29 protein-coding genes are annotated in these 24,390 nt (G+C 50.0%); 27 read left to right on the forward strand and 2 right to left on the reverse strand.

The window, feature by feature from the left end:
* Positions 1–12: 12 nt before the first annotated feature.
* The 8 genes from MKY82_RS11775 (at position 13) to MKY82_RS11810 (ending at position 7,186) form a co-directional block, all read left to right on the forward strand.
* Entirely contained in the window at positions 13–687 is a 675-nt protein-coding gene (locus MKY82_RS11775) for a phosphoribosylanthranilate isomerase (RefSeq protein WP_220685879.1), read from the forward strand.
* Positions 684–1,880: a tryptophan synthase subunit beta gene (trpB, locus tag MKY82_RS11780; protein WP_071218400.1), complete on the forward strand. Its 1,197-nt coding sequence runs from the start codon at positions 684–686 to the stop codon at positions 1,878–1,880. The genes MKY82_RS11775 and trpB overlap by 4 nt, the downstream gene beginning before the upstream one ends.
* Positions 1,877–2,683 (forward strand): tryptophan synthase subunit alpha, encoded by an 807-nt coding sequence (gene trpA, locus MKY82_RS11785; RefSeq protein ID WP_194541943.1) that lies wholly within the window; start codon positions 1,877–1,879, stop codon positions 2,681–2,683. The genes trpB and trpA overlap by 4 nt, the downstream gene beginning before the upstream one ends.
* 41 nt (positions 2,684–2,724) lie before the next feature.
* On the forward strand, positions 2,725–3,822 hold the full coding sequence (gene hisC / locus MKY82_RS11790) for a histidinol-phosphate transaminase (RefSeq protein ID WP_194541944.1): 1,098 nt from the start codon (positions 2,725–2,727) through the stop codon (positions 3,820–3,822).
* Between the two features lie 47 nt (positions 3,823–3,869).
* On the forward strand, positions 3,870–4,964 hold the full coding sequence (locus MKY82_RS11795) for a prephenate dehydrogenase (RefSeq protein WP_194541945.1): 1,095 nt from the start codon (positions 3,870–3,872) through the stop codon (positions 4,962–4,964).
* 412 nt (positions 4,965–5,376) lie between these two features.
* The gene (locus MKY82_RS11800) at positions 5,377–5,970 is read left to right on the forward strand and encodes a sigma-70 family RNA polymerase sigma factor (RefSeq protein ID WP_194545129.1); all 594 of its coding nucleotides are present in this window, start codon (positions 5,377–5,379) and stop codon (positions 5,968–5,970) included.
* Positions 5,967–6,569 carry an anti-sigma factor gene (locus tag MKY82_RS11805; RefSeq protein ID WP_339296122.1) on the forward strand — a complete coding sequence of 201 codons (603 nt, stop codon included), beginning with the start codon at positions 5,967–5,969 and terminating at the stop codon, positions 6,567–6,569. The genes MKY82_RS11800 and MKY82_RS11805 overlap by 4 nt, the downstream gene beginning before the upstream one ends.
* Before the next feature lie 29 nt (positions 6,570–6,598).
* A complete protein-coding gene (locus MKY82_RS11810) occupies positions 6,599–7,186 on the forward strand; it encodes a histidine phosphatase family protein (RefSeq protein WP_339296123.1) in 588 nt (195 codons plus the stop codon).
* 70 nt (positions 7,187–7,256) lie between these two features.
* Here MKY82_RS11810 and MKY82_RS11815 read toward each other — a convergent pair whose 3' ends face one another.
* On the reverse strand, positions 7,257–8,015 hold the full coding sequence (locus MKY82_RS11815) for a class I SAM-dependent methyltransferase (RefSeq protein ID WP_339296124.1): 759 nt from the start codon (positions 8,013–8,015) through the stop codon (positions 7,257–7,259).
* 362 nt (positions 8,016–8,377) lie between these two features.
* Between MKY82_RS11815 and MKY82_RS11820 the strand changes: the two genes are divergently transcribed.
* From MKY82_RS11820 to MKY82_RS11855, 8 genes are all read left to right on the forward strand, one after another.
* Positions 8,378–9,529, forward strand: a complete 1,152-nt coding sequence (locus MKY82_RS11820; RefSeq protein WP_339296125.1) for a hypothetical protein — start codon at positions 8,378–8,380, stop codon at positions 9,527–9,529.
* 105 nt (positions 9,530–9,634) lie between these two features.
* A complete protein-coding gene (locus MKY82_RS11825; protein ID WP_006209497.1) occupies positions 9,635–9,814 on the forward strand; it encodes an IDEAL domain-containing protein in 180 nt (59 codons plus the stop codon).
* A gap of 103 nt (positions 9,815–9,917) precedes the next feature.
* Positions 9,918–10,343: a DUF2487 family protein gene (locus MKY82_RS11830; RefSeq protein ID WP_220685833.1), complete on the forward strand. Its 426-nt coding sequence runs from the start codon at positions 9,918–9,920 to the stop codon at positions 10,341–10,343.
* A gap of 181 nt (positions 10,344–10,524) precedes the next feature.
* Positions 10,525–11,070: a ubiquinol-cytochrome c reductase iron-sulfur subunit gene (locus MKY82_RS11835; RefSeq protein WP_015734548.1), complete on the forward strand. Its 546-nt coding sequence runs from the start codon at positions 10,525–10,527 to the stop codon at positions 11,068–11,070.
* A gap of 15 nt (positions 11,071–11,085) precedes the next feature.
* Positions 11,086–11,757, forward strand: a complete 672-nt coding sequence (locus MKY82_RS11840) for a cytochrome b6 (protein WP_006209500.1) — start codon at positions 11,086–11,088, stop codon at positions 11,755–11,757.
* A gap of 21 nt (positions 11,758–11,778) precedes the next feature.
* Complete coding sequence (locus tag MKY82_RS11845) at positions 11,779–12,666, forward strand: menaquinol-cytochrome c reductase cytochrome b/c subunit (RefSeq protein WP_194541951.1); 888 nt, start codon at positions 11,779–11,781, stop codon at positions 12,664–12,666.
* Between the two features lie 138 nt (positions 12,667–12,804).
* A complete protein-coding gene (locus MKY82_RS11850) occupies positions 12,805–13,437 on the forward strand; it encodes a DUF1405 domain-containing protein (RefSeq protein WP_194541952.1) in 633 nt (210 codons plus the stop codon).
* A 66-nt stretch (positions 13,438–13,503) separates the two neighbouring features.
* Positions 13,504–14,361, forward strand: a complete 858-nt coding sequence (locus tag MKY82_RS11855; protein WP_339296126.1) for a sporulation protein YpjB — start codon at positions 13,504–13,506, stop codon at positions 14,359–14,361.
* Between the two features lie 45 nt (positions 14,362–14,406).
* On the opposite strand, the gene MKY82_RS11860 is transcribed toward MKY82_RS11855, so the two are convergent.
* Complete coding sequence (locus MKY82_RS11860) at positions 14,407–15,276, reverse strand: YitT family protein (protein WP_071218388.1); 870 nt, start codon at positions 15,274–15,276, stop codon at positions 14,407–14,409.
* Positions 15,277–15,501: 225 nt separating this feature from the next.
* Between MKY82_RS11860 and MKY82_RS11865 the strand changes: the two genes are divergently transcribed.
* From MKY82_RS11865 to panD, 11 genes are all read left to right on the forward strand, one after another.
* Positions 15,502–15,831, forward strand: a complete 330-nt coding sequence (locus MKY82_RS11865; RefSeq protein WP_071218387.1) for a nucleotide pyrophosphohydrolase — start codon at positions 15,502–15,504, stop codon at positions 15,829–15,831.
* 49 nt (positions 15,832–15,880) lie between these two features.
* Positions 15,881–16,420: a tetratricopeptide repeat protein gene (locus tag MKY82_RS11870; RefSeq protein WP_071218386.1), complete on the forward strand. Its 540-nt coding sequence runs from the start codon at positions 15,881–15,883 to the stop codon at positions 16,418–16,420.
* A gap of 17 nt (positions 16,421–16,437) precedes the next feature.
* Entirely contained in the window at positions 16,438–17,241 is an 804-nt protein-coding gene (gene dapB / locus MKY82_RS11875) for a 4-hydroxy-tetrahydrodipicolinate reductase (protein WP_194541954.1), read from the forward strand.
* A gap of 18 nt (positions 17,242–17,259) precedes the next feature.
* Positions 17,260–17,679 (forward strand): methylglyoxal synthase, encoded by a 420-nt coding sequence (gene mgsA / locus MKY82_RS11880; RefSeq protein WP_071218384.1) that lies wholly within the window; start codon positions 17,260–17,262, stop codon positions 17,677–17,679.
* Positions 17,679–18,386, forward strand: a complete 708-nt coding sequence (gene bshB1 / locus MKY82_RS11885; RefSeq protein WP_194541955.1) for a bacillithiol biosynthesis deacetylase BshB1 — start codon at positions 17,679–17,681, stop codon at positions 18,384–18,386. Before mgsA ends, bshB1 begins: the two co-directional genes overlap by 1 nt.
* A 31-nt stretch (positions 18,387–18,417) precedes the next feature.
* Positions 18,418–19,581 (forward strand): N-acetyl-alpha-D-glucosaminyl L-malate synthase BshA, encoded by a 1,164-nt coding sequence (gene bshA, locus MKY82_RS11890; protein ID WP_339296127.1) that lies wholly within the window; start codon positions 18,418–18,420, stop codon positions 19,579–19,581.
* Between the two features lie 43 nt (positions 19,582–19,624).
* Positions 19,625–20,923, forward strand: a complete 1,299-nt coding sequence (locus MKY82_RS11895; protein WP_339296128.1) for a CCA tRNA nucleotidyltransferase — start codon at positions 19,625–19,627, stop codon at positions 20,921–20,923.
* Positions 20,910–21,899 (forward strand): biotin--[acetyl-CoA-carboxylase] ligase, encoded by a 990-nt coding sequence (locus MKY82_RS11900; protein WP_194541958.1) that lies wholly within the window; start codon positions 20,910–20,912, stop codon positions 21,897–21,899. Before MKY82_RS11895 ends, MKY82_RS11900 begins: the two co-directional genes overlap by 14 nt.
* Before the next feature lie 284 nt (positions 21,900–22,183).
* Positions 22,184–23,071: a 3-methyl-2-oxobutanoate hydroxymethyltransferase gene (panB, locus tag MKY82_RS11905; protein WP_339223100.1), complete on the forward strand. Its 888-nt coding sequence runs from the start codon at positions 22,184–22,186 to the stop codon at positions 23,069–23,071.
* A complete protein-coding gene (gene panC / locus MKY82_RS11910) occupies positions 23,068–23,958 on the forward strand; it encodes a pantoate--beta-alanine ligase (RefSeq protein WP_339296129.1) in 891 nt (296 codons plus the stop codon). Before panB ends, panC begins: the two co-directional genes overlap by 4 nt.
* Positions 23,951–24,334, forward strand: a complete 384-nt coding sequence (panD, locus tag MKY82_RS11915; protein WP_339296130.1) for an aspartate 1-decarboxylase — start codon at positions 23,951–23,953, stop codon at positions 24,332–24,334. The genes panC and panD overlap by 8 nt, the downstream gene beginning before the upstream one ends.
* Positions 24,335–24,390 lie beyond the last annotated feature (56 nt).

Here is a 24,390-nt window from a genome sequence, read left to right on the forward strand (position 1 = left end):
AGGGGATATTGGGTGATGAGTACAGCGCTAAAAATATGTGGACTTCAAAGCGTTGAAGTGCTAAAATCTATGATAAACTTACCTGTGGATTATATCGGATTCGTATTTGCCAAGAGCCGGCGGAAGGTATCTCCGCAGCAGGCTGCACAGCTTATGCAAGTATTGCGGGAATGGGATCATAACAAGATTCCCGCCGCTGTCGGCGTCTTGGTTAACCCTGATTTGAATGAGCTGGAAGAGCTTCTACGAGAAGCAGCGCTCGACATCGTGCAGCTGCATGGTCAGGAATCGCCGCAATTTTGCCGGGAAGTGAAGGAGCGCTTCCCGGTTTCCGTTTTTAAGGCGATATCGATCGAGAGTGACCGCCCGGAATCGGAACGTCTGTCAGCACTGGATCCGTATGCGGGCTGCATCGACGGATTGCTGATCGATACCTATGATCCGGTGTATGGTGGAGGTTCCGGCAAGACATTTGCCTGGGATCTCATCCCACCTTACCAGCAATGGGCGAAACGGCAAGGGATCCCCTTGTTTGTAGCCGGCGGATTGGATTCGGATAATGTATCGCATTTAATAGGCCAATACGCTCCCTACGGCGTGGATGTATCCAGCGGCGTTGAGAGCGAGCCTGGCGTGAAGGACATAAACAAAGTGATGGCATTCATAGAAAGGGTGAAGGGGAAATGACGCAACTTCCTGACCGTAATGGACGTTTTGGAGTGTTTGGTGGCCGGTTTGTGCCGGAAACGCTCATGAACGCTTTAATAGAGCTTGAACAAGAGTATATTCGCTTTTCGGAGGATCCTGCCTTCAAAGAGGAGATCGCTTATTTGCTTAAACAGTATTCCGGACGGGAAACGCCCTTATATTATGCTGAACGACTCAGCAAACACCTCGGCAAGGCTAAAATTTATCTGAAGCGGGAGGATTTGAACCACACAGGCGCCCACAAAATCAACAACGCCATTGCTCAAGGCGTGCTAGCCAAGCGTATGGGCAAAGGCAAGGTCATTGCCGAAACGGGCGCCGGGCAGCATGGAGTTGCCACTGCAACCGTAGCCGCTCTGCTCGGTCTCGAATGCAAGGTGTTCATGGGCGAAGAGGATACCAAGCGGCAGCAGTTGAATGTATTCCGCATGAAAATGCTCGGAGCCGAAGTGATTCCGGTGACGTCGGGAAGCCGAACGCTGAAGGATGCCGGCAACGAGGCGCTTCGCTACTGGGTCAGCAACGTTGAGGATACCTTCTATGTGCTTGGTTCCGCAGTAGGTCCGCATCCGTATCCGATGATGGTCCGGAACTTCCAGCGGATCATCGGTGACGAGACCCGCAAGCAGATTCTGGAGACGGAAGGAAGACTTCCAAACGCGATTCTTGCACCAATCGGGGGAGGAAGCAACGCGATCGGCATGTTCTACCCGTTCCTGGAAGATAAGGAAGTCGGTCTAATCGGTGTCGAAGCGGCCGGGAAAGGGATCGATACCGATTATCATGCGGCCACCATGTCCAAAGGGACCCAAGGCGTATTCCAGGGATCGATGAGTTATTTGCTTCAGGATGAGTATGGACAGGTTCAGGAGGCGCATTCCATTTCTGCCGGTCTGGATTACCCCGGCGTTGGGCCAGAGCATTCCTACTTAAAAGATATTGAGCGCGTGCAGTATGTGCCTATAACCGACCAAGAGGCATTGGATGCCTTGCAGCTCTTATGCCGAACGGAAGGCATCATTCCTGCGCTGGAATCGGCGCATGCCGTGGCGCAAGCCGTAAAAATGGCCTCCGCGTGGACTGAGGACGATATCGTCGTCATTAATTTGTCCGGTCGCGGTGACAAGGACGTGGAGTCCATCATGGCTTACACGGGAGGGAAATCCGAATGAACCGAATTGACCAGACCTTTGCGTTGTTGAATCAACAAAACAAGACGGCCCTGATTCCTTATCTGACCGTTGGGGATCCGGATGTGAAAGCGACGCTGGATATCATACATGAGCTTGAAATGGCGGGAGCCGACATTATCGAACTCGGCGTTCCTTATTCTGATCCCCTCGCCGATGGCCCGGTCATCCAGCGTGCTTCCGAGCGTGCCCTGAAGAGCAAGGTGAACATCCGCACTTGCATGGAGACCGCGCGCCTGGCGAGAGAACGAGGCAGTAAGCTGCCGTTCATTCTGTTCACCTATTACAATCCGGTTCTGCAGACCGGACTGGATGTGTTCTTCGAAGAAGTGGTAAGGCATGATATCAGCGGGCTGATTATTCCAGATCTGCCGGTGGAAGAATCCGAAGAGGTTCGGAAACGGGCTCATGCTGCGGGCGTTCACCTGATTCCACTGGTGGCACCTACTTCCCATGAGCGGATTGCGAGCATCGCTTCGGAAGCGACCGGCTTTGTGTATTGCGTATCCTCGCTTGGCGTGACAGGCGAGCGCAACGATTTTTATGCAGGAGTGGAGTCATTCCTTGAAACGGTGAAGCAGTACAGCAATGTGCCCATCGCGATTGGTTTTGGCATTTCGTCCGGCGAACAGGTTGCCAGATTCTCTAAAATCTGCGACGGCGTCGTTGTTGGCAGTGCCATAGTACGTCAGATCGAGTCTACTATTCCCCTCCTTGAGAAGGAAGAGACAAGACAGCAGGGACTTTTGCAAATCAGGGAGTTTGTGGCACAATTAAAGGGATAGTGTTGTGTTTAAGCAGTTATGAAAGGTGAGGCGAATATCGAATGAAACCGAAAGCGCAAATTGTTAATCTTCCTGTATATCAACCCGGGAAGCCCATCGAAGAAGTCAAAAAAGAACTAGGCCTGGATGTGGTCATTAAGCTGGCCTCCAACGAGAATCCGTATGGCTGCTCACCGCGCGCAACCGAAGCCATTACCGCTGAGCTGGCAACGCTCAGCCTGTATCCGGATGGAAGTTCGGCCGATTTAACGGCGGAGCTTGCTGATCAGCTTGGTATTGAACGCAATCAGATTATTTTCGGATGCGGATCCGATGAAATCATCGCCCTCATTATTCGTGCGTTCCTGGAGCCGGGAGACGAAACCATTATGGCCGATCAGACCTTCTCGGTGTATAAAACGAATGCGGATATTGAAGGTGCGACAAGCATTGAGGTGCCACTGGTTAACGGGAAGCATGATCTGCCGGGCATGGCAAAAATCGTTACGGACAAAACCAAAATCATTTGGGTGTGCAATCCGAATAATCCGACCGGAACCATCGTTTCCGAGAACGAGCTGGTATCTTTCCTGGATGAAATCCCTGCTCACGTGATGGTTGTGCTTGATGAAGCTTATTATGAATATGTAACGGACGCTTCGTATCCGGCCAGCATCAAGTTAATGGAACGTTATCCGAATCTGGTCGTTCTGCGTACCTTCTCCAAAATATACGGCCTGGCTGCTCTTCGCATCGGCTACGGCATCGGGCAACCTGAGGTTATCTCCTTGATTAACCGAGTGCGTGAGCCGTTTAATACAGGACGCCTGGCCCAAGTGGCCGCGAAGGCCGCCTTGAAAGATCAGGAATTCGTAGCTAAATGCCGTCAATTGAATGCTGAGGGAATCACTTATGTGCAGCGGGAGTTTGATCGTCTTGGATTATCCTATTTTCCTGCGAACGGGAACTTCATCATGGTGGATGTGAAGAGACCAGGCACCGAAGTGTTCAAATCCCTGCTGAGCAAAGGCATCATCGTACGTCCGGGTTTTGAGGTTTACCCGAACTATATTCGCGTAACCGTTGGCTCTGAAGAACAAAACAAGGCTTTCATCGGCGCATTGGAACAAGTGCTCCAAGAAGTGAATGCTCCAGCTTGATCTAATAACATAACAATAATCGCAGCTTGAAACGAGTGAGAGAGAACATGACCATGCAAATTTCTATTTTCGGCGTCGGCTTGATCGGCGGTTCGTTAGCATTAAACTTCAAAGGTAAACCAGGCATAACCGTTACCGGTTATGCCCACACGCAGGAATATGCCGACCAGGTAATCGCCAAGGGCGTTGTCGATAAGGTTACGCTTTCGGTGGAAGAAGCTGCCCAGGACGCGGACGTCATATTTTTGTGCGTTCCGGTAGGAAGTCTCGAGATGTACATAAAACGTCTGAGTGAATTGCGGCTTAAACCCGGATGCATTATTACGGATGTAGGCAGTACCAAAGCAAGTATTGCCGAATGCGCATCCCAACTTGCCCTTAAGGATGCCTATTTTATCGGTGGACATCCGATGGCCGGCTCGGAAAGATCCGGTGTCGGCGCTGCCTCCACCGTCTTATTCGAGAATGCATATTATGTGCTTACTCCGCCGGATGATGTCCCTCAGGAGAAGCTGGACATCCTTGTGGAGCTTCTGTCATATACGCGTGCTCACATTGTAAAAGTGGAGCCAAGGCTGCACGATGAGATTGTTGGAGCCATCAGTCATCTGCCTCATGTGATCGCAGTGGCCTTGGTGAACCAGATCAGCTCCTACAATGACGATAATCCGTTGTACCGTACGCTGGCTGCAGGGGGCTTTCGGGATATTACCCGTATCGCGTCCAGCGACCCGGTCGTTTGGCGGGACATTCTATTAAATAATCGCAATGTCATGCTGCCGCTGTTACGAGACTGGAACGAAGGAATCCAGCGATTTATGGACATGCTGGAGTCGAAGGACGGGGCTGCTATTGAAGAGGCTTTCCGCAGAGCGGGGGAATTCCGCAGTGTGCTGCCGGAGCGAAGGAAGGGAATGATCGTTCCCCAATATGATTTGTATCTGGACGTGCCTGACCATCCGGGTATCATTGGCCGCATAGCGACGGATTTGGGGACGAACAGCATCAACCTCAGCAACATGCAGATTATCGAGAGTCGGGAAGATGTGCCTGGTGTGATGAGGCTTTCCTTCCGCAATGAAATCGAACAGGAGCGGGCGAAAGAGCTTCTGCTGTCGCAAGGACACTCGGTGTACCAGTAATTTTCCGGTTGTTTTTAAACAACCGGAAATAAATGCGTTTTCAGTGTTGACAAAATGAAAACGTATACATATAATAAAAGTACAGTATGGTTTCTCTCCACTCCTATCCAAAATATTGCACTGTGTGCAACCGCCTTCAATGTTGAAGGCGGATTTTTTTTGTCTTTTTTCCTATCCGTGGCAAAGCTGCTGCCACAAACCTGAACTTTTCTCCAATATGTGCTATAATGCTAGAGTGCTAGTGTAGAAGATTTGGGGAAATTGCCAAATACATAGAATAGTCAGACATCTTGTGGCGTAACTATATATGGTTTGACGGTACTTTTGCACAAATCCTTGAACATTGCATCCGGAGGGAGATGTAATGGACAGGGAAGAGGCACCGGATGGTGAAGGAGGAACGAAAAATCATATGACGGATTCCCAACTAATCCAAGAAATTAAGCAAGGCAATACCGAACTTTATTCCGAATTAATGCGGCGTTATCAGAGAAAAATATTAGCATTTGTCTATCATATGTTAAAAAGTTCGCACATGGAGCTTATGGCTGAAGATTTATGCTCGGAAACATTTTATAAGGCATTCCGGAGTTTGCACTCATTCCGGGAAGTGGATGCATCCTTCTCGACCTGGCTCTATACCATAGCCCGCAACACCGTTCTCAGCGAACTGCGCAAGCATCGGAGCGGCACATTGCCGCTGGAGGAGAGCGGGGTCGTGCCTGTGGCTCCGCTGGAGGTTGCTCCGGAGCAGGCAATCCTACGCAGTGAACGAGTACATATGGTAAGGGAAGCAATTAATAATTTGCCGGAGAAACAGAGATCGGCGCTGATTCTGCGGGAATATGATCAACTGGATTATCAGGAAATCGCGGATATTTTAGGTCAAAGCGTCAGTTCGGTTAAGTCATTGTTGTTCAGAGCTCGCGGCAGTGTCAAAATTCAGCTCGAACCCTATTTTTATGAGCCGGTTATTGAGGATCTGAGAGGGATGAAGAACAGATGACTTGCGATGAAGCCCAAGAGCTGATGGAAACTGTCTGGGATTTGCCGGACAATGATCTGCGGCGACAACGGCTGATAGCACATGTTCAAACCTGCAGCTCGTGTGCAGCGGAGTACGAAATGTGGGTGGAAAGCCAGAACATGGTTCACGTTCTGGAACATGAGATCCCCGACATGGACGCTGAACAGATCAACCGCAACGTGATGGACCGCATCTATCGGGATTTCCCATGGCTGGTGGAGGAAACGTCTAAGAGTCGGGCGGTAAGCCGAGTGTTCCGCAAGCGGCTGACACTTATGATTGCCGGTTTTTTGGCTCTGTTTGTATGCAGCTTCGTTTATTTTGCAGCAACCGGCAATCAGCCGGAGCCAGTTCCGGAAGCGGTAACGACAGGGATCATTCCTACGGGGGTGGCTGATACGGCCCAAACCATGAACTCTCAGGACGATTACAAGATTCCGAAAACCAACAGCGGCATTATTGATCCTTTTGTGGTTGATATGAGCCCGACCCAGCCAGAATATTGGATGATACTATCCCTATTGGGCATTGGATTCGCCATGTTTTTCCTGAAAAAATTAAATCGAGTCAGAAGATAAAAAAGAGGTTAGGATGGAGGAGATGCGGCATGCAAATCGGCTTGGTTCGTCATGGTTTAACGGATTGGAATGCGTTAGGCAAAATCCAAGGTCAAACGGACATTCCACTGAATGAGGAAGGTCGTCGTCAAGCCCGTTTGCTTGGGGATCGACTACTGCAGGAGCCATACCGGTGGGACTTTGCCGTTAGCAGCGGACTTTCCCGTGCTGAAGAAACCGCTAGGATCATCTCGTCCATGCTGAACATTCCATTGATGCCGCCCGATGACCGTTTGCGCGAGCGCAAGTACGGTCAGGTGGAAGGTCTGACAGCGGAAGAACGTGAATCCCGGTTCGGTGCCGATTGGCACCTGCTCGATTTGGGACAGGAGACGGATCTGGAGCTTCAATCCAGGGGTCTTGTCTTTTTGGATGATATGTGGCATAAACACCCAAACGCTAATATTCTGGTTGTCAGCCACGGTGGTTTTTTAGCGCAGCTCTACAAGCTGGTGTGCCGCGGCGTTCTAAGCGAGCGGATCGGCAATTTGTCGCTCACCGTCCTGGAGAGAAAAGATGATGACTGGTCGCCCCTGCTGTTTAACTGTACCAAGCATCTGTTGACAAAACAGTCGTAACATGGAGATTCATTAATGAAGTAAGAGCCTTCCCCGCGGGAAGGCTCTTTTTTGGTATTAGGATGAAGTTTTACGCTTGCGCTATTAAAATAAACCGATGCTGCTGCACCTCGAAATAGCCCTTGGTCCGGATTTCCTGATGAATCTGATATAAAGGCTCAAGGTACCGTTCCATCGTGAAATCGGGAATCTGCCAGGGAATCGCTTGCAGGTAATAGACCAGTGCACCGATGTCATAAAACCGTTGCGGTGAAAAGGCTTCCCGGCTGAAGGTGACGTTGAAACGGTGATCCTGCAGTTCTTGGACAGCGGTTGCCAGATCCCAATGCGCGAACTCTTCATTTAACGGAACGCCAAACCATTCGTTGATTCCATAACAGTCGGTTCCCCCAGATTGCTGGGTTATGAACACGCCCTGATCGTTAAGAATTCTTTGGATTTCCGCTGCGGAATAGGACTCGTGCTGATTGATGATCAGATCAAAAAAATGATCCTTCAAAGGCAGCGAGGAATCCTCTTCAAAATAGACGACCTTTACGCCAAGCGGCTCAAGTTTTTGTCGTGCAATCGGTACGTTTGGTTTATACCCTTCAGTGGCATAAACCGTTTTCGGCAGTGGATGAAGGGAGGATAGGAACTCTCCTCCGCCTGTCCCCATATCCAGCATCGTAGCGGCATCTCGCATGAACGGAATGACCATGCTGCCTAAAGACCAGGGGAGGGCATGGGACTGCATGCGGCCTGATGCTGTAATTCGCGAGAAGTCCCATCCTGAAAAATGTTGATCGATATCTTGAATTAAGGCCATAAACGCTGTATCTTTTATCATTTCACATAACCTCCAAGCTTTTATTAAGAGTGTTGTTTCATTGTTGAAAAGCTCTTGATGGAGGTCCACGGATTCGATTCGCACCTAGTTATATTTCATGTTCTGGGGTTCTCATGATCCTATCCTCCTGTAGTGATTCAATCATTTCCTTCATATAAAGCGGTTTTTTCATTTTATTTAGATGTAATTCATCATAAGCGAAATCTCTGCAGCAATCAGTAAGTATTCTATCATTTAATAAGAGAGCATAGTCATTTCTATATACAAAAAAAATAAAAAATATTTCGTTAAACCGAAGTGTATCAGGTATCAAATGTCCAAAACCTTCCCATAATGGTTGTAAAACGGCGAGGCGATGGAAGATGAATCTAGCGGATATGCTCACATATGCCGATATTGGACAGCTTAGCAATATAGCGAATCACTATGATTGTGACGCTAAGCGGAATTCAAAGCATGAACTGATCCAGAGTATTCTGTCCAAGCTCGGACGCAGAGAGTTTTTCGAGGAGCAGGTCAGCAGCTTGTCACCAAGCGATTTGCGTTTTCTGAACAACCTGGCATTTGACACCCGAACAGGCTATAGCCTGGAAGAATTGACGGCTGCGATCCGTCATTCGGCGGAATTGGAGGAGAAAGAGGAACAAGCTTCTTCAAACAAGAAAGCTGCCGCCGCCAAAACGGAAAGTCCGCGTGAGGCGGTCGCACGTTATCGCCGAAGCGGCTGGTTGTTTAACGGCTTTACCCATTCCACCAAGTACTTGTTTCAAGTGCCTTCGGATATGAAGGAGCGGTTTCGTGACGTGCTGCGTGAACGGCTTCATCAAAATCTGGAGCGATTAAGTGATGACCCGGAAGTGTACCGGGATGAGCAGGGGCTCGCCGCAGAGGATCTCATGCTGATTCTTAAATACGTCGGCAGACATGATATCGAGTTGAATCAGGAAGGATTCATGTATAGGCGAAATCAGCAGCAGCTCATGAGTACACTGCATATTTCCGAGCCATTGATTACCAAGGGAGCGTGGAGGTTCGGGTATGGACGCTCGTGCATTGAATATCCCAATCGCTTTGCGCTGCTGTACGATTATGCTTACGCTAAAAAATGGATCAGGGAAAACAACGCCCGGTTGATCCTGACTGAAAGCGGAACTGCGCTTATGGAAGAAGGAAATCAAGTTAGCGTGATACAGATATTCCGCTTTTGGTTAAGACTTTATAAAGGCGCAATTCCCAATATCAATTCTCTTGTATACTGGATCAGTCAATGCGCAAGAGATTGGGTCACCGCAGCCTCTCTTTACGAATCGCTGGGCTGGCTAATCCGTCCTTTCTATTATGACAGTCCACAAAATATTTTGGAGCAGCGGATTATCCGCATGCTGATGCATTTGGGGATGCTCAGAATAGGAGAGAGTCAGACTATGGGGACTACGTACAAAATGACGGCGCTTGGCTTGAAGGCCGCGGAAGCCGGCTTACATATCAGCGATTCGAATGATTTGATTCTCTAGGTTGTTTGGTTACATTCGCAGCAGCCGCAAAAAGTTTTGGAAGTAGAAGCATTTAAAGGGAAAGAATATAAGGTATACGCAAATTTAGTTTGGAGGTGCATCCTAATGGATAAGATGAAGGTTACTTACGAGGTTATGTTAGGTCTGGCGGCCGAAATGGTGTGGGACGAAGCATTGCGCAAGCATCGGAGTGAAGAGCTGTATAAAGAAATTGACGAAGCGCTGGCTTCCGGCGACGAAGTGGCTTTCCGAAACCTGACGGATGAACTGAGGACTTTGAATTGAAGAAATGCTTTAGCGCATTTCTTCTTTTTTTTGCTTTACCCGCCCTTGCACTCGTATAATGATAACGAAATGATGATGAGTGAGCAGAAAGGATGTACCTTGCATGAAATTTAGTGAAGTGGACGAGCAGACTTGGCCGGAACTTAAACCTTTTTTTGATACCTGCCTGATTCCGTTTACCGGATTATCGGGTATGGAAACGCCGTGGGAGGCGACAGCTGCGCTTGAACGGCTGCGGGATTTTATGGATTTGGCTGAAATTCCGTTTAAGGGAAGATTGGTTACATATCCTGCTGTACAATATGGAAATACTGAAGATATAAAGCTTCTAAATGAAGTTTGTCACAATGTCAAATCCAGCGGGTTTAAATTTGTTGTTATTATGACTGCGGATGTTGAGCTCTCCAAAGAGGATGTGCCTGATAGCACGCTGGTCCTGTCCCGGCGCAGGTTGGAAGGCAGCGAAGGCATCCCACTGTCAGCCATCGTTGCCGGGCAAATCAGTGAAATGTGGCAGCAGGAAAGCTGAGTCTAAATGTGACAAAAAACCAACAATTTATGAAAGGGCTATTGGAAGCGAACCCAAATTTGGGGTTCAAATTCTTGACGGTCTTGGGAGCCTAAGATATTATTAGTATGTCCTAGTAAGTCGTGTGATTTTAATCATTGATGACACTTAAGAACGGTTGACAAAGGGGGTTGAACACAGAATGAGCAGCAACCACAATGACGAGCATGAAGAATCGCACAATCCACCCCGACAGAAAGAGATGTCCCGCAGACAATTTCTTACATACACGTTGGGCGGTGCCACAGCTTATATGGCTGCTGGAGTAGTTTTGCCAATGCTTCGCTTTGCCGTTGATCCGATTCTTCAAAATAAAGAAGAAGGGTCTTTTGTAAAGGTCGCGGAAGAGAGCAAAATTACCAACGATCCACAGGAATTCCATTTCGAGCTCAAACAGCAGGACGGCTGGTACAACAGTACAGCTACTTTGACGGCGTGGATTCGTAAGAACGATCAGGGTGAAATTGTAGCGCTTTCACCGATCTGTAAGCATTTGGGATGCCTTGTTGGATGGAATAACAACAAAAATTTCCCTGATGAATACCACTGCCCTTGCCACGGTGCGCGTTATACACCGGACGGTAAGAACCTGGCAGTAGCGCCGAAGCCGCTTGACCAGTACGAGACGAAAATCGAGAACGGCTGGATTTACCTCGGCGCCATCGTGCCAAATACCGTAGTTAAATAGGAGGCGTAGATTCAGATGTTGAAGAATGTCTACAACTGGATTGATGAACGTCTCGATATCACGCCGATTTGGAGAGACGTTGCAGACCACGAGGTACCGGAACACGTAAACCCGGCGCATCATTTCTCCGCGTTTGTGTACTGTTTCGGCGGCTTGACGTTTTTTATCACAGTCATCCAGATTCTGTCGGGGATGTTCCTGACGATGTATTATGTACCGGATATCATAAACGCTTACAACAGTGTTGAGTACCTGCAAACGCAGGTTGCTTTCGGACAGATTGTCCGCGGTATGCACCACTGGGGCGCAAGCTTGGTAATCGTGATGATGTTCTTGCATACGATGCGCGTGTTCTTTACCGGCTCTTACAAAGCGCCGCGTGAAATGAACTGGGTTGTTGGTATGCTCATTTTCTTTGTTATGCTCGGTCTTGGTTTGACAGGTTACCTGCTGCCATGGGATAACAAAGCTTACTTCGCTACAAAAGTTACATTGGAGATTGCGAACTCCGTACCTTGGCTTGGACCTATCATTAAAGAATTGCTGCAAGGCGGTACGATCGTAGGCGCCGAAACGTTGACGCGTTTCTTCGCGATTCACGTATTCTTCCTTCCGGCTGTCCTTCTTGCTCTACTGGTAGGACACTTTATCATGATCCGCAGACAAGGTATTTCCGGTCCACTATAAGAAGAAGGGAGGCGCATATTTATGGCACATGGTCATAAATCTGATGAGAAAGTAGTTTATGTCGGCGATTCACGTGTGAAAAAAGGCAGCGGTTGGGTTACGCCGCCGGATTACACCGCTTATCCCGGCAAATCAGAAGCGTTCATTCCTAACTTCTTGTTGAAGGAATGGATGGTTGGTGTAGTTGTACTGGTCGGTTTCCTTGTGCTGACCATCTCGGAGCCGGCTCCGCTCGGTTATCCGGCGGATCCGGGAGCTTCAGTAATCCCGATGCCGGACTGGTACTTCCTGTTCCTGTATGAATACCTGAAGCTTCCATACGCTTCCGGTGATTATGTAGTACTGGGTACGATTGGTGTTTCGGGTGTTGCCTTCGGCGCATTGCTCCTTGTTCCTTTCCTTGATACGGGGAAAGAGCGGCGGTTCTACAAGCGGCCTATTACTTCGGCCCTTATGATTCTGTCGTTATTTGCAGTCATCTATCTGACGAACGCAGCCTGGACGCACTATGTGCATGAGCTGGAAGCTACTGGACAGAAGCCTGAGCATATTCAGCGTGAAGAAGAAGCTCACGAGAAACGTGCAGCCGGTCTTCCGACCTCAAATGCGAAGCAGCCAGAAGACAGCATTGTAGCGATCGTTGATAAGGATAATCCCGCGATGGAAACCTTTAAGACAGCTACCTGTATCTCTTGTCATGCTGCAGATTTGAAAGGGGCATCCGGTCCGTCGCTTCGCGGTGTCGGGGATACCCACACAAAAGAAGAGATCATGGCTATTATTGAAAATGGCCAAGGCGGCATGCCGGCTATGAAAGACATAGCTCTTGGTGCTGGAGTAACCGAAGAACAACTCGATCAGCTGGCTGATTGGCTTGCAAGCCAAAAGGCAGAAGCAGCTGCAGAGTAAGATGCACAGACGAACCTGACCGCATGGCGGTCAGGTTTTTTTAAATGTTAAATATAGATGAAATGTATGTGGGGATTAGGTATAATCGGCATTAGTCGTAAAATGAACAATACAAGGAACAGGACAGGAGGACGGAGCTTGTCGATTTCGTATTTTTGGAGCCGGGAATTTCTAAGCAAGCGATCGATTCTCTGGTTGCTGCTCATATGCAACATCCTTGGAACGATTTATGGATACATATGGTATGGTGGTCAAATGGTCGATACCGTGGATCATGGCTTGCTATGGCAGGTCATATTCGTACCGGACAGCCCGACGGCCAGTTTATTCTTCAGTTTAGCGCTTCTGCTGCTCCTTTACCCGCCTCGGGGGCTTGGGGGCTCTTTGTTTCAGCAATTCATTGAGGCGCTGGCGGTCGTTACTTCGGTAAAGTATGGAATATGGGCTGTTGCTATCATATTTGCCGGACAAGCCCAAGGGGATGTGCTGGCATGGCAGGATTGGATGCTCGTTGCTTCACATACGGCGATGGCGGTGGAAGCGTTATTGTTCGTACGATTGTTTCATTATCGCTGGACAGCGCTCACCGGGGCCATTGCCTGGACACTGTTGAATGACACCGTAGATTATACGTACGGCGTATTTCCTTGGCTGCCGGGTCAATTATATGATGACCTTTCAGCAGTCGAGTTGTTCACCTATCTTTTGACTCTCTTCAGCGGTTTTGCCGGCTGGATCTTCATGAAATACGGGAATTCCAAACACCGTTAGCCGTGTAGGCAACGCGGTTCTATGAGCATCCCTTCTGCCATACATATACGGTAGGAGGGATGTCCCATGTTTCGAACCTTTCCGAAGCTCCTGCTGTGCCTGTCTGCACTGCTTATGCTGGTTACCGTCAGCATGGGTGATTCTGTATGGGCTACCCCGGCAAATGAACAGTCGGAGACTTCGCCCGCCGCATCCATACAGGCCAAAGCGCTGAACAAGGAAGTAGAGCAGCTATACCGTCATGTGGAGGAAGGCAATGTACAAGCCGTGCTGGAGGATATTCGCCGGGTATCCGGGTTGTTTGAGGCTTCGTCATTTCAGGGGTTGACCGGTGTAGAAGGTATTCATGTCTTGGCGGAGAGTATTTTGGAGATGAAAGAAGCCACCGCACGGGCTACACAGGAGCCGCAGCACTGGATGGTGTCCGCAGGTAAACTCCGTATGGCAACCGATAGCCTGATCCATGTCAAAGATGCGTTATGGCTGCAATATTACAAGGTCATACGTGAAGACCTGAGGGTCATGGGGGAATATGCTGCTCAGCAGGATCAGGCTGGCATGAGACGAGCGTATGCCAGCCTCAGTGAACATTATGAACTCATCCGTCCTTCCGTTGTCATACAGCGAAAGCCTGAGGATGTCAACATGATGGAGTCCTGGATATCCTATGCAGGGGGTCTGGTGTCATCGGGGGACACGGCACAGGTGCAAAAAGTGGTTTCGCAGGGCGAGGAAATGATCAACACGTTGTTTGGCAAGAAAAAGGATGAACCTGCCCTAGCTCCGCTGGGAGAGGTCAAGGAGCCATGGACCTGGCAGCTGGTCATCGGCGCTTTCATTTTGGCGGCATTAACGTTTGCGGGATACCGCAAATACCGTGGTCAGCTGTATAGCTCAAAACCGATGTTCCCTCGCAAAATGTAGGCGGGAATCCATAGCAGTTCCGATTGTGGCCCGGTGCGAACCGGGCTATTCCTCTTTAAATCCTTCGCCATGCACATCATTGACATCATTAATGATAATAAATGCCCGAGGGTCTAACGATTTGGCGATTCCCGTTAAGCGGCGAATTTCCTGCCGGGATACGACGCAGTATACCATATGCTTGGCTTGCTTGGAGTAGGCGCCGATGGCGGGGATTAGCGTAACCCCACGATCCATCTCGGTTGATATGCGATGGGCAAGTTCGGGCGCCTGATCGCTGATGATGGTGAAGGCTTTGGCGGCATAAGCGCCTTCCTGAATGAAATCGATGACCTTGGAAGCGATGAATACGGCGACGAGGGTATACAATATCCGCTCGAGCGGGATAAAGAATAAGGATAGCCCGATGATCAAGATATCCAGGGACAGAATAATTTGGCCCATGCTGAAGCCGAATTTCCGGTTAATGATTCTGGCAATAATGTCTGAACCGCCCGTCGTACCGCCAAACCGGAACACAATGCCAAGCCCAGCCCCCAATGTGACACCTGCGTAGAGCGCAGCAAGAATATAATCCTGTTCGGTGTGAAACGGCACAACATAACCGCGGTCGATCAACGCTTCAAACAGCCACAGAAACAGGGTTAATGAGGCAATGCCGAGACCTGTGTAAACAGACTGGCGTTTACCGAGAATTTTCATGCCGACCAAGAATAACGGGATATTGAGCGCCATGGTTGAGATGGACGGCGATATGTTAAAGGCATAGTTAAGCAGTACGGTAATGCCGGTGACGCCCCCCTCCATGAGCTCATTCGGAATGATGAAATACATAAGGCCGAATGCGTAAATGGCGGAGCCGGCGATGATCGGAATGATCGTTTGAAGCTGATGGAGCAATTTGGACGTTTTCATAAGACCCCTCGCATTCCCGATGGTGGATATTACCCTTATGTCTGGGTTGCTCGTACACCTACCTAGTATGTGCCGATCATGTCCCAGCCATAAAAAATTATTTGTTTTCAAATCCGCTTTACGATAACATAGGTTTAAAACCAATCGCTCGTCATGAGAGAATGCTGCTTGCAGCTTGGATTTACAAGTTGAGGCAGACTGTGCAGTGAAGGGAGTTATAGAGTCTTGGGAAAATCAATGGCTGAAATGCAGCAGGAAGTCGATCAATACATATCACAATTCAAGGAAGGTTATTTCAGTCCTTTATCCATGATGGCCCGGATGTCCGAAGAGGTGGGCGAGCTCGCCAGAGAGGTTAATCATCAGTTCGGAGAAAAACCGAAGAAAGCGGATGAAGCAGACAATTCCATCGAAATGGAACTTGGAGATATATTGTTTATTACGATTTGTTTTGCCAATTCCCTTGGCATCGATCTCGCGGAAGCGCACGCGAAAGTCATGCATAAATTTGCGACGCGTGATGCCGATCGTTGGACGAAAATAAACACCGATTAGGCTGTTGCTACATATGCTGTACCAAACCCGCTGTGGGGAGGGACAGCCCGTGAAACCTGAAAGTTATATACAAAAAGCATATCGATGCATACTTCAGAATGATTTCGAAGAGGCGTTACGTTGGTTTGAGCAAGCGATCATTGCGAATCCGGGAGATGCGGAAGTGCATTACCGATGCTCCATTACCTACGGCAGAAGCAACAAACTGGAGATGGCGATTACACACGCGGAAGAAGCCGTCAGGCTGCAGCCGGACAAACCGGAATATGCGCTTCACTTACAGCATATCAAGGCGGCGGAGCTGGTGCAGCGTGCCAGAAAAATGGTCGAGAATCGCAAGGATGTAACCAAGTCTGAGCTCTATCAGGCCGTGTCTCATCTGAAATCAGCCGTAGCGATGGACCCTTTATACGCCCAGGCCTACGTATGGCTTGCTCTGGTCTACAGCGAACTTGATGAGCATGCGCGCGCCATTTCCACGCTAAAAGAGGTCATTTCATTGTACCCGCAGGAGAGTGGGCTTCAGCATATTATGGAGGAACTCAAACAGCGTTTGAAATCATATATGCAGGATACAGCATCGGATTGAAAGTGAGGACATGTAGAATGGCAAACAAATGGACAGTTGCGGTCGTCGGTGCCGGCGGCCGTATGGGTAAAGAAGTAGTGAAGCTTGTTTTGGGCGATGATGAACTGGAACTGGTTGCCGCTGTAGGCCGATCGGATGCGGGTGCTGATGCAGGGACGCTTGTGGGTCTTCCTGCCTGCGGCATTACGGTGACCTCCGATCTGGAGATGGCGCTGGTTGAATCGAAACCGGATGTCATGGTTGATTTTACAGCACCGCAGTTTGCCTATATCAACACGGCTCTGGCCATTAAGCACGGCGTGCGTCCGATCATGGGCACAACCGGCTTCACGCCAGAGCAAATCGAAGAGTTGGACAAGCTGTGTGTGGAGCAGAATATCGGCGGTTTGATCGCACCGAACTTCTCCATCGGAGCGATCCTGATGATGAAGTTTGCTGCTGCGGCTGCCAAATATTTGCCTCATGTTGAAATCATTGAAACTCATGGTGACCAGAAGCTTGATGCGCCTTCCGGAACATCGATCAAAACAGCAGAAATGATTGCCGCAAACCGCGAGGAGATCCGGCAGGGCAATCCGAAGGAAGAAGAGGTCATCGAGGGCGCCAGAGGCGGGTATTATAACGGCTTCCGTATTCACAGTGTTCGTCTGCCGGGTGTATTTGCCCAGCAGGAAGTTATATTTGGCGGTTACGGGCAGAGCTTGAAGATTCGACATGATTCCTATGAGCGTGCAGCTTACATGCCAGGCGTGAAGATGGCTATAGAGAAGGTAATGGGATACACCGGCTTGGTTTATGGATTTGATCATTTTATCGACTAACATAGGGGAGAAATTACTATGAATATTGCATTTATCGCTCATGACCGTAAAAAAGAGGAAATGGTCAATTTTGTTATCGCGTATGAAAATGTATTCGAAGATCATAATCTTTACTCAACGGGAACGACGGGAACCCGTATTATGGAGCAAACCAAGCTTAGCATTCACCGTTTTGCTTCAGGGCCGCTTGGCGGCGACCAGCAGATTGGCGCACTCGTTGCGGACAATGAGATGGATCTGATCATTTTTTTGCGGGATCCTTTGATGGCACAGCCTCATGAACCGGACATTAACGCACTGCTTCGTTTGTGTGACGTGCAGGGAATTCCGCTTGCTACCAATGTGGCAACGGCCGAGATTCTTGTTAAAGCGCTGGACCGTGGCGATTTTGCATGGCGGGAACTCGTTCATAAATACAAACCGGGTGTGGATAGCTAATGAACAGCCAACTGGATATTTTAATCTTCGGAGCACACGCAGACGATGCCGAGATCGGGATGGCAGGAACGATTGCGAAGCATACGGCAGCGGGACTGTCTGTCGGGATCTGTGATCTGACGCAGGCCGAGATGTCGTCCAACGGCACGGTCGACCTTCGCAAGAAGGAGGCAGACCAAGCTGCCCGGATTCTGGATCTCAAGGTCCGTACGAATCTGGGACTGCCGGACCGCGGCTTATTTGTGACGCCGGAGAACATTGAAGCGGTCACAGCCGAGATTCGCAAGTTTGCTCCCTCGATTGTGTTTGCTCCTTACTGGGAGGATCGCCATCCGGACCATGTGGCTTGCAGCCGATTGGTTGAGGAAGCGGTATTTAATGCCAAGCTTCGTCGTTACATGCCCGAGCAGCCGCCGGTTAAGGTGGACGAGCTTTATTTTTATTTCATTAATGATATCGGAAGAACGGACCTGGTCGTTGACGTTACGGATCATTACGCCGTTAAGGAGCAGGCCCTGTCTTGTTACCGTTCCCAGTTCCAAAAGGCTGAAGAAGATGCAGTCTCTACCCCGCTGACCGAGGGGTACATAGAGCGTGTGCGGGCCAGGGATTCACTGCTTGGAGCGCGCAGGCTTATTCCTTATGCAGAAGGTTTCGCTTGTAAAAGTCCGTATGTTGTTCATCTATTCGGCTCCAAGCAGGCATAATATATAGAGGCGTACGTAAAGGAGGCCTGACATGAATCAACAACCATTAAAAATCGGCATTACCTGTTACCCTTCATTGGGCGGGTCGGGCGTGGTGGCGACAGAGCTGGGGAAACTCCTAGCCGAGCAAGGCCACCAGGTTCATTTTATTGCTCACAGCATTCCGTTCCGGTTAGGAACTTTCCATAAAAATATTTTTTATCATGAAGTTGAAGTAAACGACTACTATGTGTTCCGATACCCGCCATATGATTTGTCGCTAGCGACAAAGATGGCTCAGGTAGCCAAAATGCAGCAGCTTGATGTGCTTCATGTGCACTATGCGGTGCCGCATGCCGTGTGTGCCTTCTTGGCAAAGCAGATGGTCGGAGATCAACTGAAGGTCGTCACGACGCTGCATGGAACCGACATCACGGTTCTGGCGCAGGATGAATCGCTGAAGGACCTGATTCGGCTCGCCATTAACGAAAGTGATGCCGTTACGGCTGTCTCTCAGGATCTCATTCGAGAAACGCGGGAGCTGCTGGATATAAGCCGGGATATTGACCTTACCTACAATTTTGTGGATCCCCGGGTGTATTATCCGCGGGATTCGAAATCGCTGCGTAAAGATTATGCAGATGAGAATGAAAAGATTTTGATGCATATTTCCAACTTCCGTCCGGTTAAACGGGTAGCAGACGTGCTGGAAATATTCGCCCTGGTCCAGGAACAGGTACCGGCGAAGCTGCTCCTTGTCGGGGAAGGGCCGGAGCTTCCGAAAATCCAATGCCGGATCAATGAGCTGGGACTCGGCAGCAAGGTGCATTTTTTAGGCAAACAAGATGAAATTGCGCACGTGATATCGATGGCCGATGTGCTGCTGCTTCCTTCCGAGAAAGAAAGCTTTGGCCTGGTCGCTCTGGAAGCGATGGCCTGCGGAGTGCCTACCGTCGGCTCCACGGCAGGCGGGATTCCCGAGTTGATTACCCATGGCGAAACCGGCTATTTGGCTCCAATCGGAGACACCTATTCAATGGCCCAGCATGTGCTTGAAATATTAAAGGATGAAGCGCTTAGTGAGCGGCTTCGCAAGGCTTGTCTCCATCGTTCCAAAACGATGTTCTGCAATGAATTGATACGGGGCAAGTACGAAGAAATATATTACCGAGTATTGGGACGGGAGGTTAGCGAGCTGAAGCCGGTCTGCGGCTAAGCTCGACCCTCTCGTTGTTTTTCGGATAAAGGAACGGGAAACTATGGCAGATATGTTTAATTCAATACGATGGCGCAACGCGGATCCTGATATGTCTGAGCGGAGTGCGGACGTGGTCCGGACTCTGCTTCGGCATGGACATGAAGCGTATTGGGTCGGAGGCTGTGTCCGTGATGAATACATGGGACGCAGGGTCAGTGATATGGATATAACTACCTCCGCCTTGCCCGAGGTCACCTGTTCCATCTTTCCCAAGGTTATTCCTACAGGAATCAAGCATGGGACCGTGACGGTGCTGATGGAAGGCCAGTCTTTCGAAGTGACGACCTATCGCGTGGAGAGCGGTTATGAGGACCACCGTCATCCAACGGAGGTTGCTTTCGTCGAAGAAGTAACGGAGGATTTGCGACGACGTGATTTTACGATGAACGCAATGGCCCGAGGGATTGATGGCTCCTGGGTGGATCCGTTTGGCGGACGGGCGGATATTGACAGGCAGGTGATCCGCTGCGTGGGCGATGCACGCCTCCGTTTCCGCGAAGACGCCCTGCGCATGGTTCGCTGCATCCGTTTCGCTTCCGTATTCGGGTTCTCCATCGCTGTGCATACTTGGAGAGGGATTCTCTCGGAGAGAGACACCTTAAGCTGGATTGCGATGGAGCGCATTCGCAGTGAATTTGAAAAGATTCTAACAGGTCCGGCCCCCTTGCGCGGGCTGGAGCTGTTTGTCCGCAGCGGCCTGTACGCCCGAATGAAGGCGCCCTTTCCATATACCGGACATGACATGAAAGCGATAGAAGCCATGAATGGGATCAAGCCGGAGCAACCTACGATCCGCTGGGCGCTGCTGCTGCTTGCCTGCGGCATTTCAGCCCTGGAGGCAGAGGAGCTGCTACGATCGTGGACGTTCTCCAATAAGCAGCGGGAAGCCATCGTAAAGCTGTTAGCGCTTCATGAGTCTTATCGGCAAAAGCAGGAAGTGGAAGCTGCCGAGAGTCACAGGCACCGATGGATTAAGCTGGTCCTCGTCCACGGAGCCGAGGCAGCTCAAGGCTGGTTGCAGCTGCAGAAGGCCTTGAACCAAACGGGAGCAGCCTCAGCTTCATTAAGCGTAATTGAACAGCTTGACGGTTGGCTCCGGGAACTCCGAATTCGGAGTTTGAAAGATTTGGCCATCACCGGAAACGAACTGCTTGAAACGCTGGACAAGCGTGGAGGCCCATGGCTCGGAGAACTTCTCGGGCAATTGCTGGAGAAAGCGGCGGCAGGTTTAATTAACAACGATAAGGAATCGTTGATTGAAGAAGCAAAGCGGGTGGTAATTCATAATGAAGGATTATGATCAAGACAATACGCTTCTGAAAATGTTCCAGGAGCATTCCGGGCAATTTTTGTCCGGAGAAGAGATCAGTCGTAAATTGTCCATCAGCCGGACAGCCGTATGGAAGCAGATCAATAAGCTCCGTCAATGGGGATATGATTTTGAGGCCGTTCCGCGGCTTGGCTACCGCATGATCGATGAACCGGACAAACTGAGCGTGGAGCAACTGACAGCGGGGATGACCAGTCAAACCTTCGGTAAACCGCTGAAGCTCCTTGACAAAACGTCATCTACTCAGGAAGATGCCCGTCAATTGGCGGAAGAAGGGGCAACCGAAGGCACGCTTGTGATTTCGGAAGAGCAGACAGGCGGTCGCGGGAGGATGGGAAGAAAATTCCATTCTCCAAGAGGCAAAGGCATATGGATGAGCCTGGTGCTCAGACCGAAGCAGCCGCTGCATTTAACCCAGCAGCTGACCTTATTGACAGGCGTAGCGGTATGCCGTGCGATTGCGAAGTGCGCCGGTGTGCAGACCGATATTAAGTGGCCAAACGACATTCTGTTTCAGGGCAAAAAGGTTTGCGGCATTCTGCTGGAGTCTGCAACAGAAGACGAAAGGGTGCGCTACTGCATAGCCGGAATCGGAATCAGTGCCAATCTGAAGGAATCGGATTTTCCGGAGGAGCTGCGCGGCGTTGCGACTTCGATTCGCATGGCTGGCGGAGCAACCGTCAACCGGACAGGGCTGATTCAGTCCATTATGGCGGAGATGGAGGTTTTATATGAATTGTACAACGAGCAGGGCTTCGAGCCTATTGCCTCTCTCTGGGAAGCATTATCCGGCACGGTGGGCAGGGAAGTTCAAGTGCAGACGGCCCGTGACCGTTTTAGCGGGATTGCCACAGGACTTAACCGGGACGGCGCGCTGCTGGTTCGCAATCATGATGACGAGCTAATCCCCGTATATTCCGGTGAAATTCTTTTTGATACCAGGTAAATGAAACATGGTGAAATCGTGGCTCAAATTTGTTATACTATGACCAAGAGGCGGTATCGCCATGAGCGAATTGCACTCTTCAGCAAGTGGCAATGAACATTTTTTTAGAACACCTTCATAACTGTTATGCCGGTTACGTTGGATTCTGCTCTGAGCCGAAAGGACCGAGACAGAAGGGACGATCGCGAGTGACTCTTTTTTGCCTTTCGGACTTTTTAGCAAGTATGTGCTAAAAGGTTTTTTTATTGTGTCTAACTTATTTACACAAAGGAGGCTGTGTCACAATGGCAGGCAAACAACCACTGAACATCGTAAAGATGAAGAACATGAAGAAGAAGGGTGTACCGATCACCATGCTGACCGCGTATGATTATCCTTCTGCCAAGCTGGCGGAGGAAGCGGATATTGATATGATATTGGTAGGCGATTCCCTCGGTAATGTCGTGCTTGGCTATAACTCCACCATTCCGGTAACGCTTGACGACATGGTATACCATACCCGTGCAGTCGCTCGTGGAGCGGAAGAAACGTTCATCGTAGCGGATATGCCGTTTATGACCTACCACGGAGATATTGATGAAAGTCTCCGCGGGGTGCGGAGATTGATGCAGGAAGGCCATGCGCATGCCGTCAAAATGGAAGGCGGAGAAGAAATCGCCGGCACCGTGAAACGGATTGTACAGTCCGGCGTACCGGTGCTGGGCCATATCGGGCTGACGCCTCAGTCGGTGAATCAGATTGGCGGCTACCGCATACAGGGCAAGGATGCCCAAGACGCGCAGCGGCTCATGAATGATGCGAAGGCACTTGAAGCGGCAGGAGCATTTGCCATTGTATTGGAGCTGGTTACGGAAGAGGCGGCAGCAGAAATATCCAAAGCGCTGAGCATACCGACGATTGGCATCGGAGCGGGCCGCTACTGTGACGGTCAGGTGCTGGTATTCCATGATATATTGAAGTACGCGTCCCCTTATCGGGATAAACGTTTCGTGAAAACCTACGCCGATGTCGGTTCCATCATCCGTGAAGGCATCACGCAGTACGTGAAGGAAGTGAAGGACCGCTCATTCCCGGCCGAGGAGCATGTTTTTAAGGCCGAGAATCATGCAGCTTCCGAAACGGCAAGCACATTATATGGGAGTCAAAAGGAGAAGGTGGGCACGACATCATGAAAGTGATTCGCACCATTGCGGAATTAAGATCAGAACTTAAGGACCGCCGAGAATCCGGCAGTGGTCCGGTAGGACTTGTGCCTACGATGGGTTATTTGCATGAAGGGCACGCCAGCCTGATGCGCAAGGCGCGGGAAATGGCAGGTACGGTGGTCGTCAGTATCTTTGTCAATCCGATTCAATTCGGACCGGGTGAGGATTATGAGACCTACCCTCGGGATGAGGCACGCGATCTGGCGTTGGCGGAATCCGAAGGGGTGAATGTGGTTTTTATTCCCACGGTTCAGGAAATGTATCCCCAGCCGACCAAAACGAAGATTGCCGTATCGGAAATTACGTCATTATTGTGCGGGGCCTCCCGTCCCGGGCATTTTGACGGTGTTACCACGGTTGTTAATAAATTGTTTAATATCGTAAAACCTGACTATGCTTTCTTCGGAATGAAGGATGCCCAGCAGGTGGCCGTGATTGAGCAAATGGTGCAGGACTTGAACATGGACGTGACCATCGTGCCTTGTCCGATCATTCGCGAAGCTGACGGCCTCGCTCTAAGCTCGCGCAACGTGTATTTGCAGCCGGAAGAGCGGAAAGAGGCACTTGTGCTGTCGGGCTCATTACGGACGGCTCAGGAGGCAATCCGGCAGGGACAAGCGACGACGGCAGGAGAGATCCGTGCGTTTCTTCGGGATTATATATCCCGGTCCCCGCTCGCAGACATTGATTATGCAGAGTTGCTCACTTTCCCGGAACTTGTTCCTGTGGAAGATTCATATCGCATTGCGGATGAAGGCAGAACCATCATTATGGCGCTGGCCGTACGATTTGGCCGTACCCGCCTCATTGACAATGCGTTACTTCAACCAAAAGTAGGGGGATCCCATGTTTAGAACAATGATGAAATCCAAAATCCACCGCGCAACGGTGACGGAAGCCAATCTGAACTATGTGGGCAGCATTACCATTGATGAGGATCTGATGGAGGCTGCAGATCTTCTGGAGAATGAAAAAGTTCAAATCGTGAACAATAACAATGGCGCCCGTTTGGAAACGTACGTGATCAAAGGCGAACGCGGCAGCGGCGTGATTTGCCTGAACGGGGCAGCTGCAAGGCTTGTACAGCCTGGCGACAACGTCATCATCATTTCTTACGCCATGATGTCCAAAGAGGAATACGACAATCACACCCCAACGGTCGTGATCGTTGACGAATTGAATAAGCCGGTAAACACGAAATACCGTGAGGTTCACGCCGCGGTTCTCTAAAGGACTCCTAAGAACCAAAATGTGTCGGGACCTTAAAGGGATGAAAAGACCGTCTT

Origin of the sequence: Paenibacillus sp. FSL W7-1279 (genome assembly GCF_037969845.1) — a bacterium.
Taxonomy (GTDB): domain Bacteria; phylum Bacillota; class Bacilli; order Paenibacillales; family Paenibacillaceae; genus Paenibacillus_AQ.

What these genes read in the sequence shown, in the direction of transcription:
- trpB (WP_071218400.1), top strand. Translation starts at nt 684, where the DNA reads ATGACGCAACTTCCTGACCGTAATGGACGTTTTGGAGTGTTTGGTGGC.
- trpA (WP_194541943.1), top strand. Translation starts at nt 1,877, where the DNA reads ATGAACCGAATTGACCAGACCTTTGCGTTGTTGAATCAACAAAACAAG.
- hisC (WP_194541944.1), top strand. Translation starts at nt 2,725, where the DNA reads ATGAAACCGAAAGCGCAAATTGTTAATCTTCCTGTATATCAACCCGGG.
- MKY82_RS11795 (WP_194541945.1), top strand. Translation starts at nt 3,870, where the DNA reads ATGACCATGCAAATTTCTATTTTCGGCGTCGGCTTGATCGGCGGTTCG.
- MKY82_RS11800 (WP_194545129.1), top strand. Translation starts at nt 5,377, where the DNA reads ATGACGGATTCCCAACTAATCCAAGAAATTAAGCAAGGCAATACCGAA.
- MKY82_RS11805 (WP_339296122.1), top strand. Translation starts at nt 5,967, where the DNA reads ATGACTTGCGATGAAGCCCAAGAGCTGATGGAAACTGTCTGGGATTTG.
- MKY82_RS11810 (WP_339296123.1), top strand. Translation starts at nt 6,599, where the DNA reads ATGCAAATCGGCTTGGTTCGTCATGGTTTAACGGATTGGAATGCGTTA.
- MKY82_RS11815 (WP_339296124.1), bottom strand. Translation starts at nt 8,015, where the DNA reads ATGATAAAAGATACAGCGTTTATGGCCTTAATTCAAGATATCGATCAA.
- MKY82_RS11820 (WP_339296125.1), top strand. Translation starts at nt 8,378, where the DNA reads ATGAATCTAGCGGATATGCTCACATATGCCGATATTGGACAGCTTAGC.
- MKY82_RS11825 (WP_006209497.1), top strand. Translation starts at nt 9,635, where the DNA reads ATGGATAAGATGAAGGTTACTTACGAGGTTATGTTAGGTCTGGCGGCC.
- MKY82_RS11830 (WP_220685833.1), top strand. Translation starts at nt 9,918, where the DNA reads ATGAAATTTAGTGAAGTGGACGAGCAGACTTGGCCGGAACTTAAACCT.
- MKY82_RS11835 (WP_015734548.1), top strand. Translation starts at nt 10,525, where the DNA reads ATGAGCAGCAACCACAATGACGAGCATGAAGAATCGCACAATCCACCC.
- MKY82_RS11840 (WP_006209500.1), top strand. Translation starts at nt 11,086, where the DNA reads ATGTTGAAGAATGTCTACAACTGGATTGATGAACGTCTCGATATCACG.
- MKY82_RS11845 (WP_194541951.1), top strand. Translation starts at nt 11,779, where the DNA reads ATGGCACATGGTCATAAATCTGATGAGAAAGTAGTTTATGTCGGCGAT.
- MKY82_RS11855 (WP_339296126.1), top strand. Translation starts at nt 13,504, where the DNA reads ATGTTTCGAACCTTTCCGAAGCTCCTGCTGTGCCTGTCTGCACTGCTT.
- MKY82_RS11860 (WP_071218388.1), bottom strand. Translation starts at nt 15,276, where the DNA reads ATGAAAACGTCCAAATTGCTCCATCAGCTTCAAACGATCATTCCGATC.
- dapB (WP_194541954.1), top strand. Translation starts at nt 16,438, where the DNA reads ATGGCAAACAAATGGACAGTTGCGGTCGTCGGTGCCGGCGGCCGTATG.
- mgsA (WP_071218384.1), top strand. Translation starts at nt 17,260, where the DNA reads ATGAATATTGCATTTATCGCTCATGACCGTAAAAAAGAGGAAATGGTC.
- bshB1 (WP_194541955.1), top strand. Translation starts at nt 17,679, where the DNA reads ATGAACAGCCAACTGGATATTTTAATCTTCGGAGCACACGCAGACGAT.
- bshA (WP_339296127.1), top strand. Translation starts at nt 18,418, where the DNA reads ATGAATCAACAACCATTAAAAATCGGCATTACCTGTTACCCTTCATTG.
- MKY82_RS11895 (WP_339296128.1), top strand. Translation starts at nt 19,625, where the DNA reads ATGGCAGATATGTTTAATTCAATACGATGGCGCAACGCGGATCCTGAT.
- MKY82_RS11900 (WP_194541958.1), top strand. Translation starts at nt 20,910, where the DNA reads ATGAAGGATTATGATCAAGACAATACGCTTCTGAAAATGTTCCAGGAG.
- panB (WP_339223100.1), top strand. Translation starts at nt 22,184, where the DNA reads ATGGCAGGCAAACAACCACTGAACATCGTAAAGATGAAGAACATGAAG.
- panC (WP_339296129.1), top strand. Translation starts at nt 23,068, where the DNA reads ATGAAAGTGATTCGCACCATTGCGGAATTAAGATCAGAACTTAAGGAC.
- panD (WP_339296130.1), top strand. Translation starts at nt 23,951, where the DNA reads ATGTTTAGAACAATGATGAAATCCAAAATCCACCGCGCAACGGTGACG.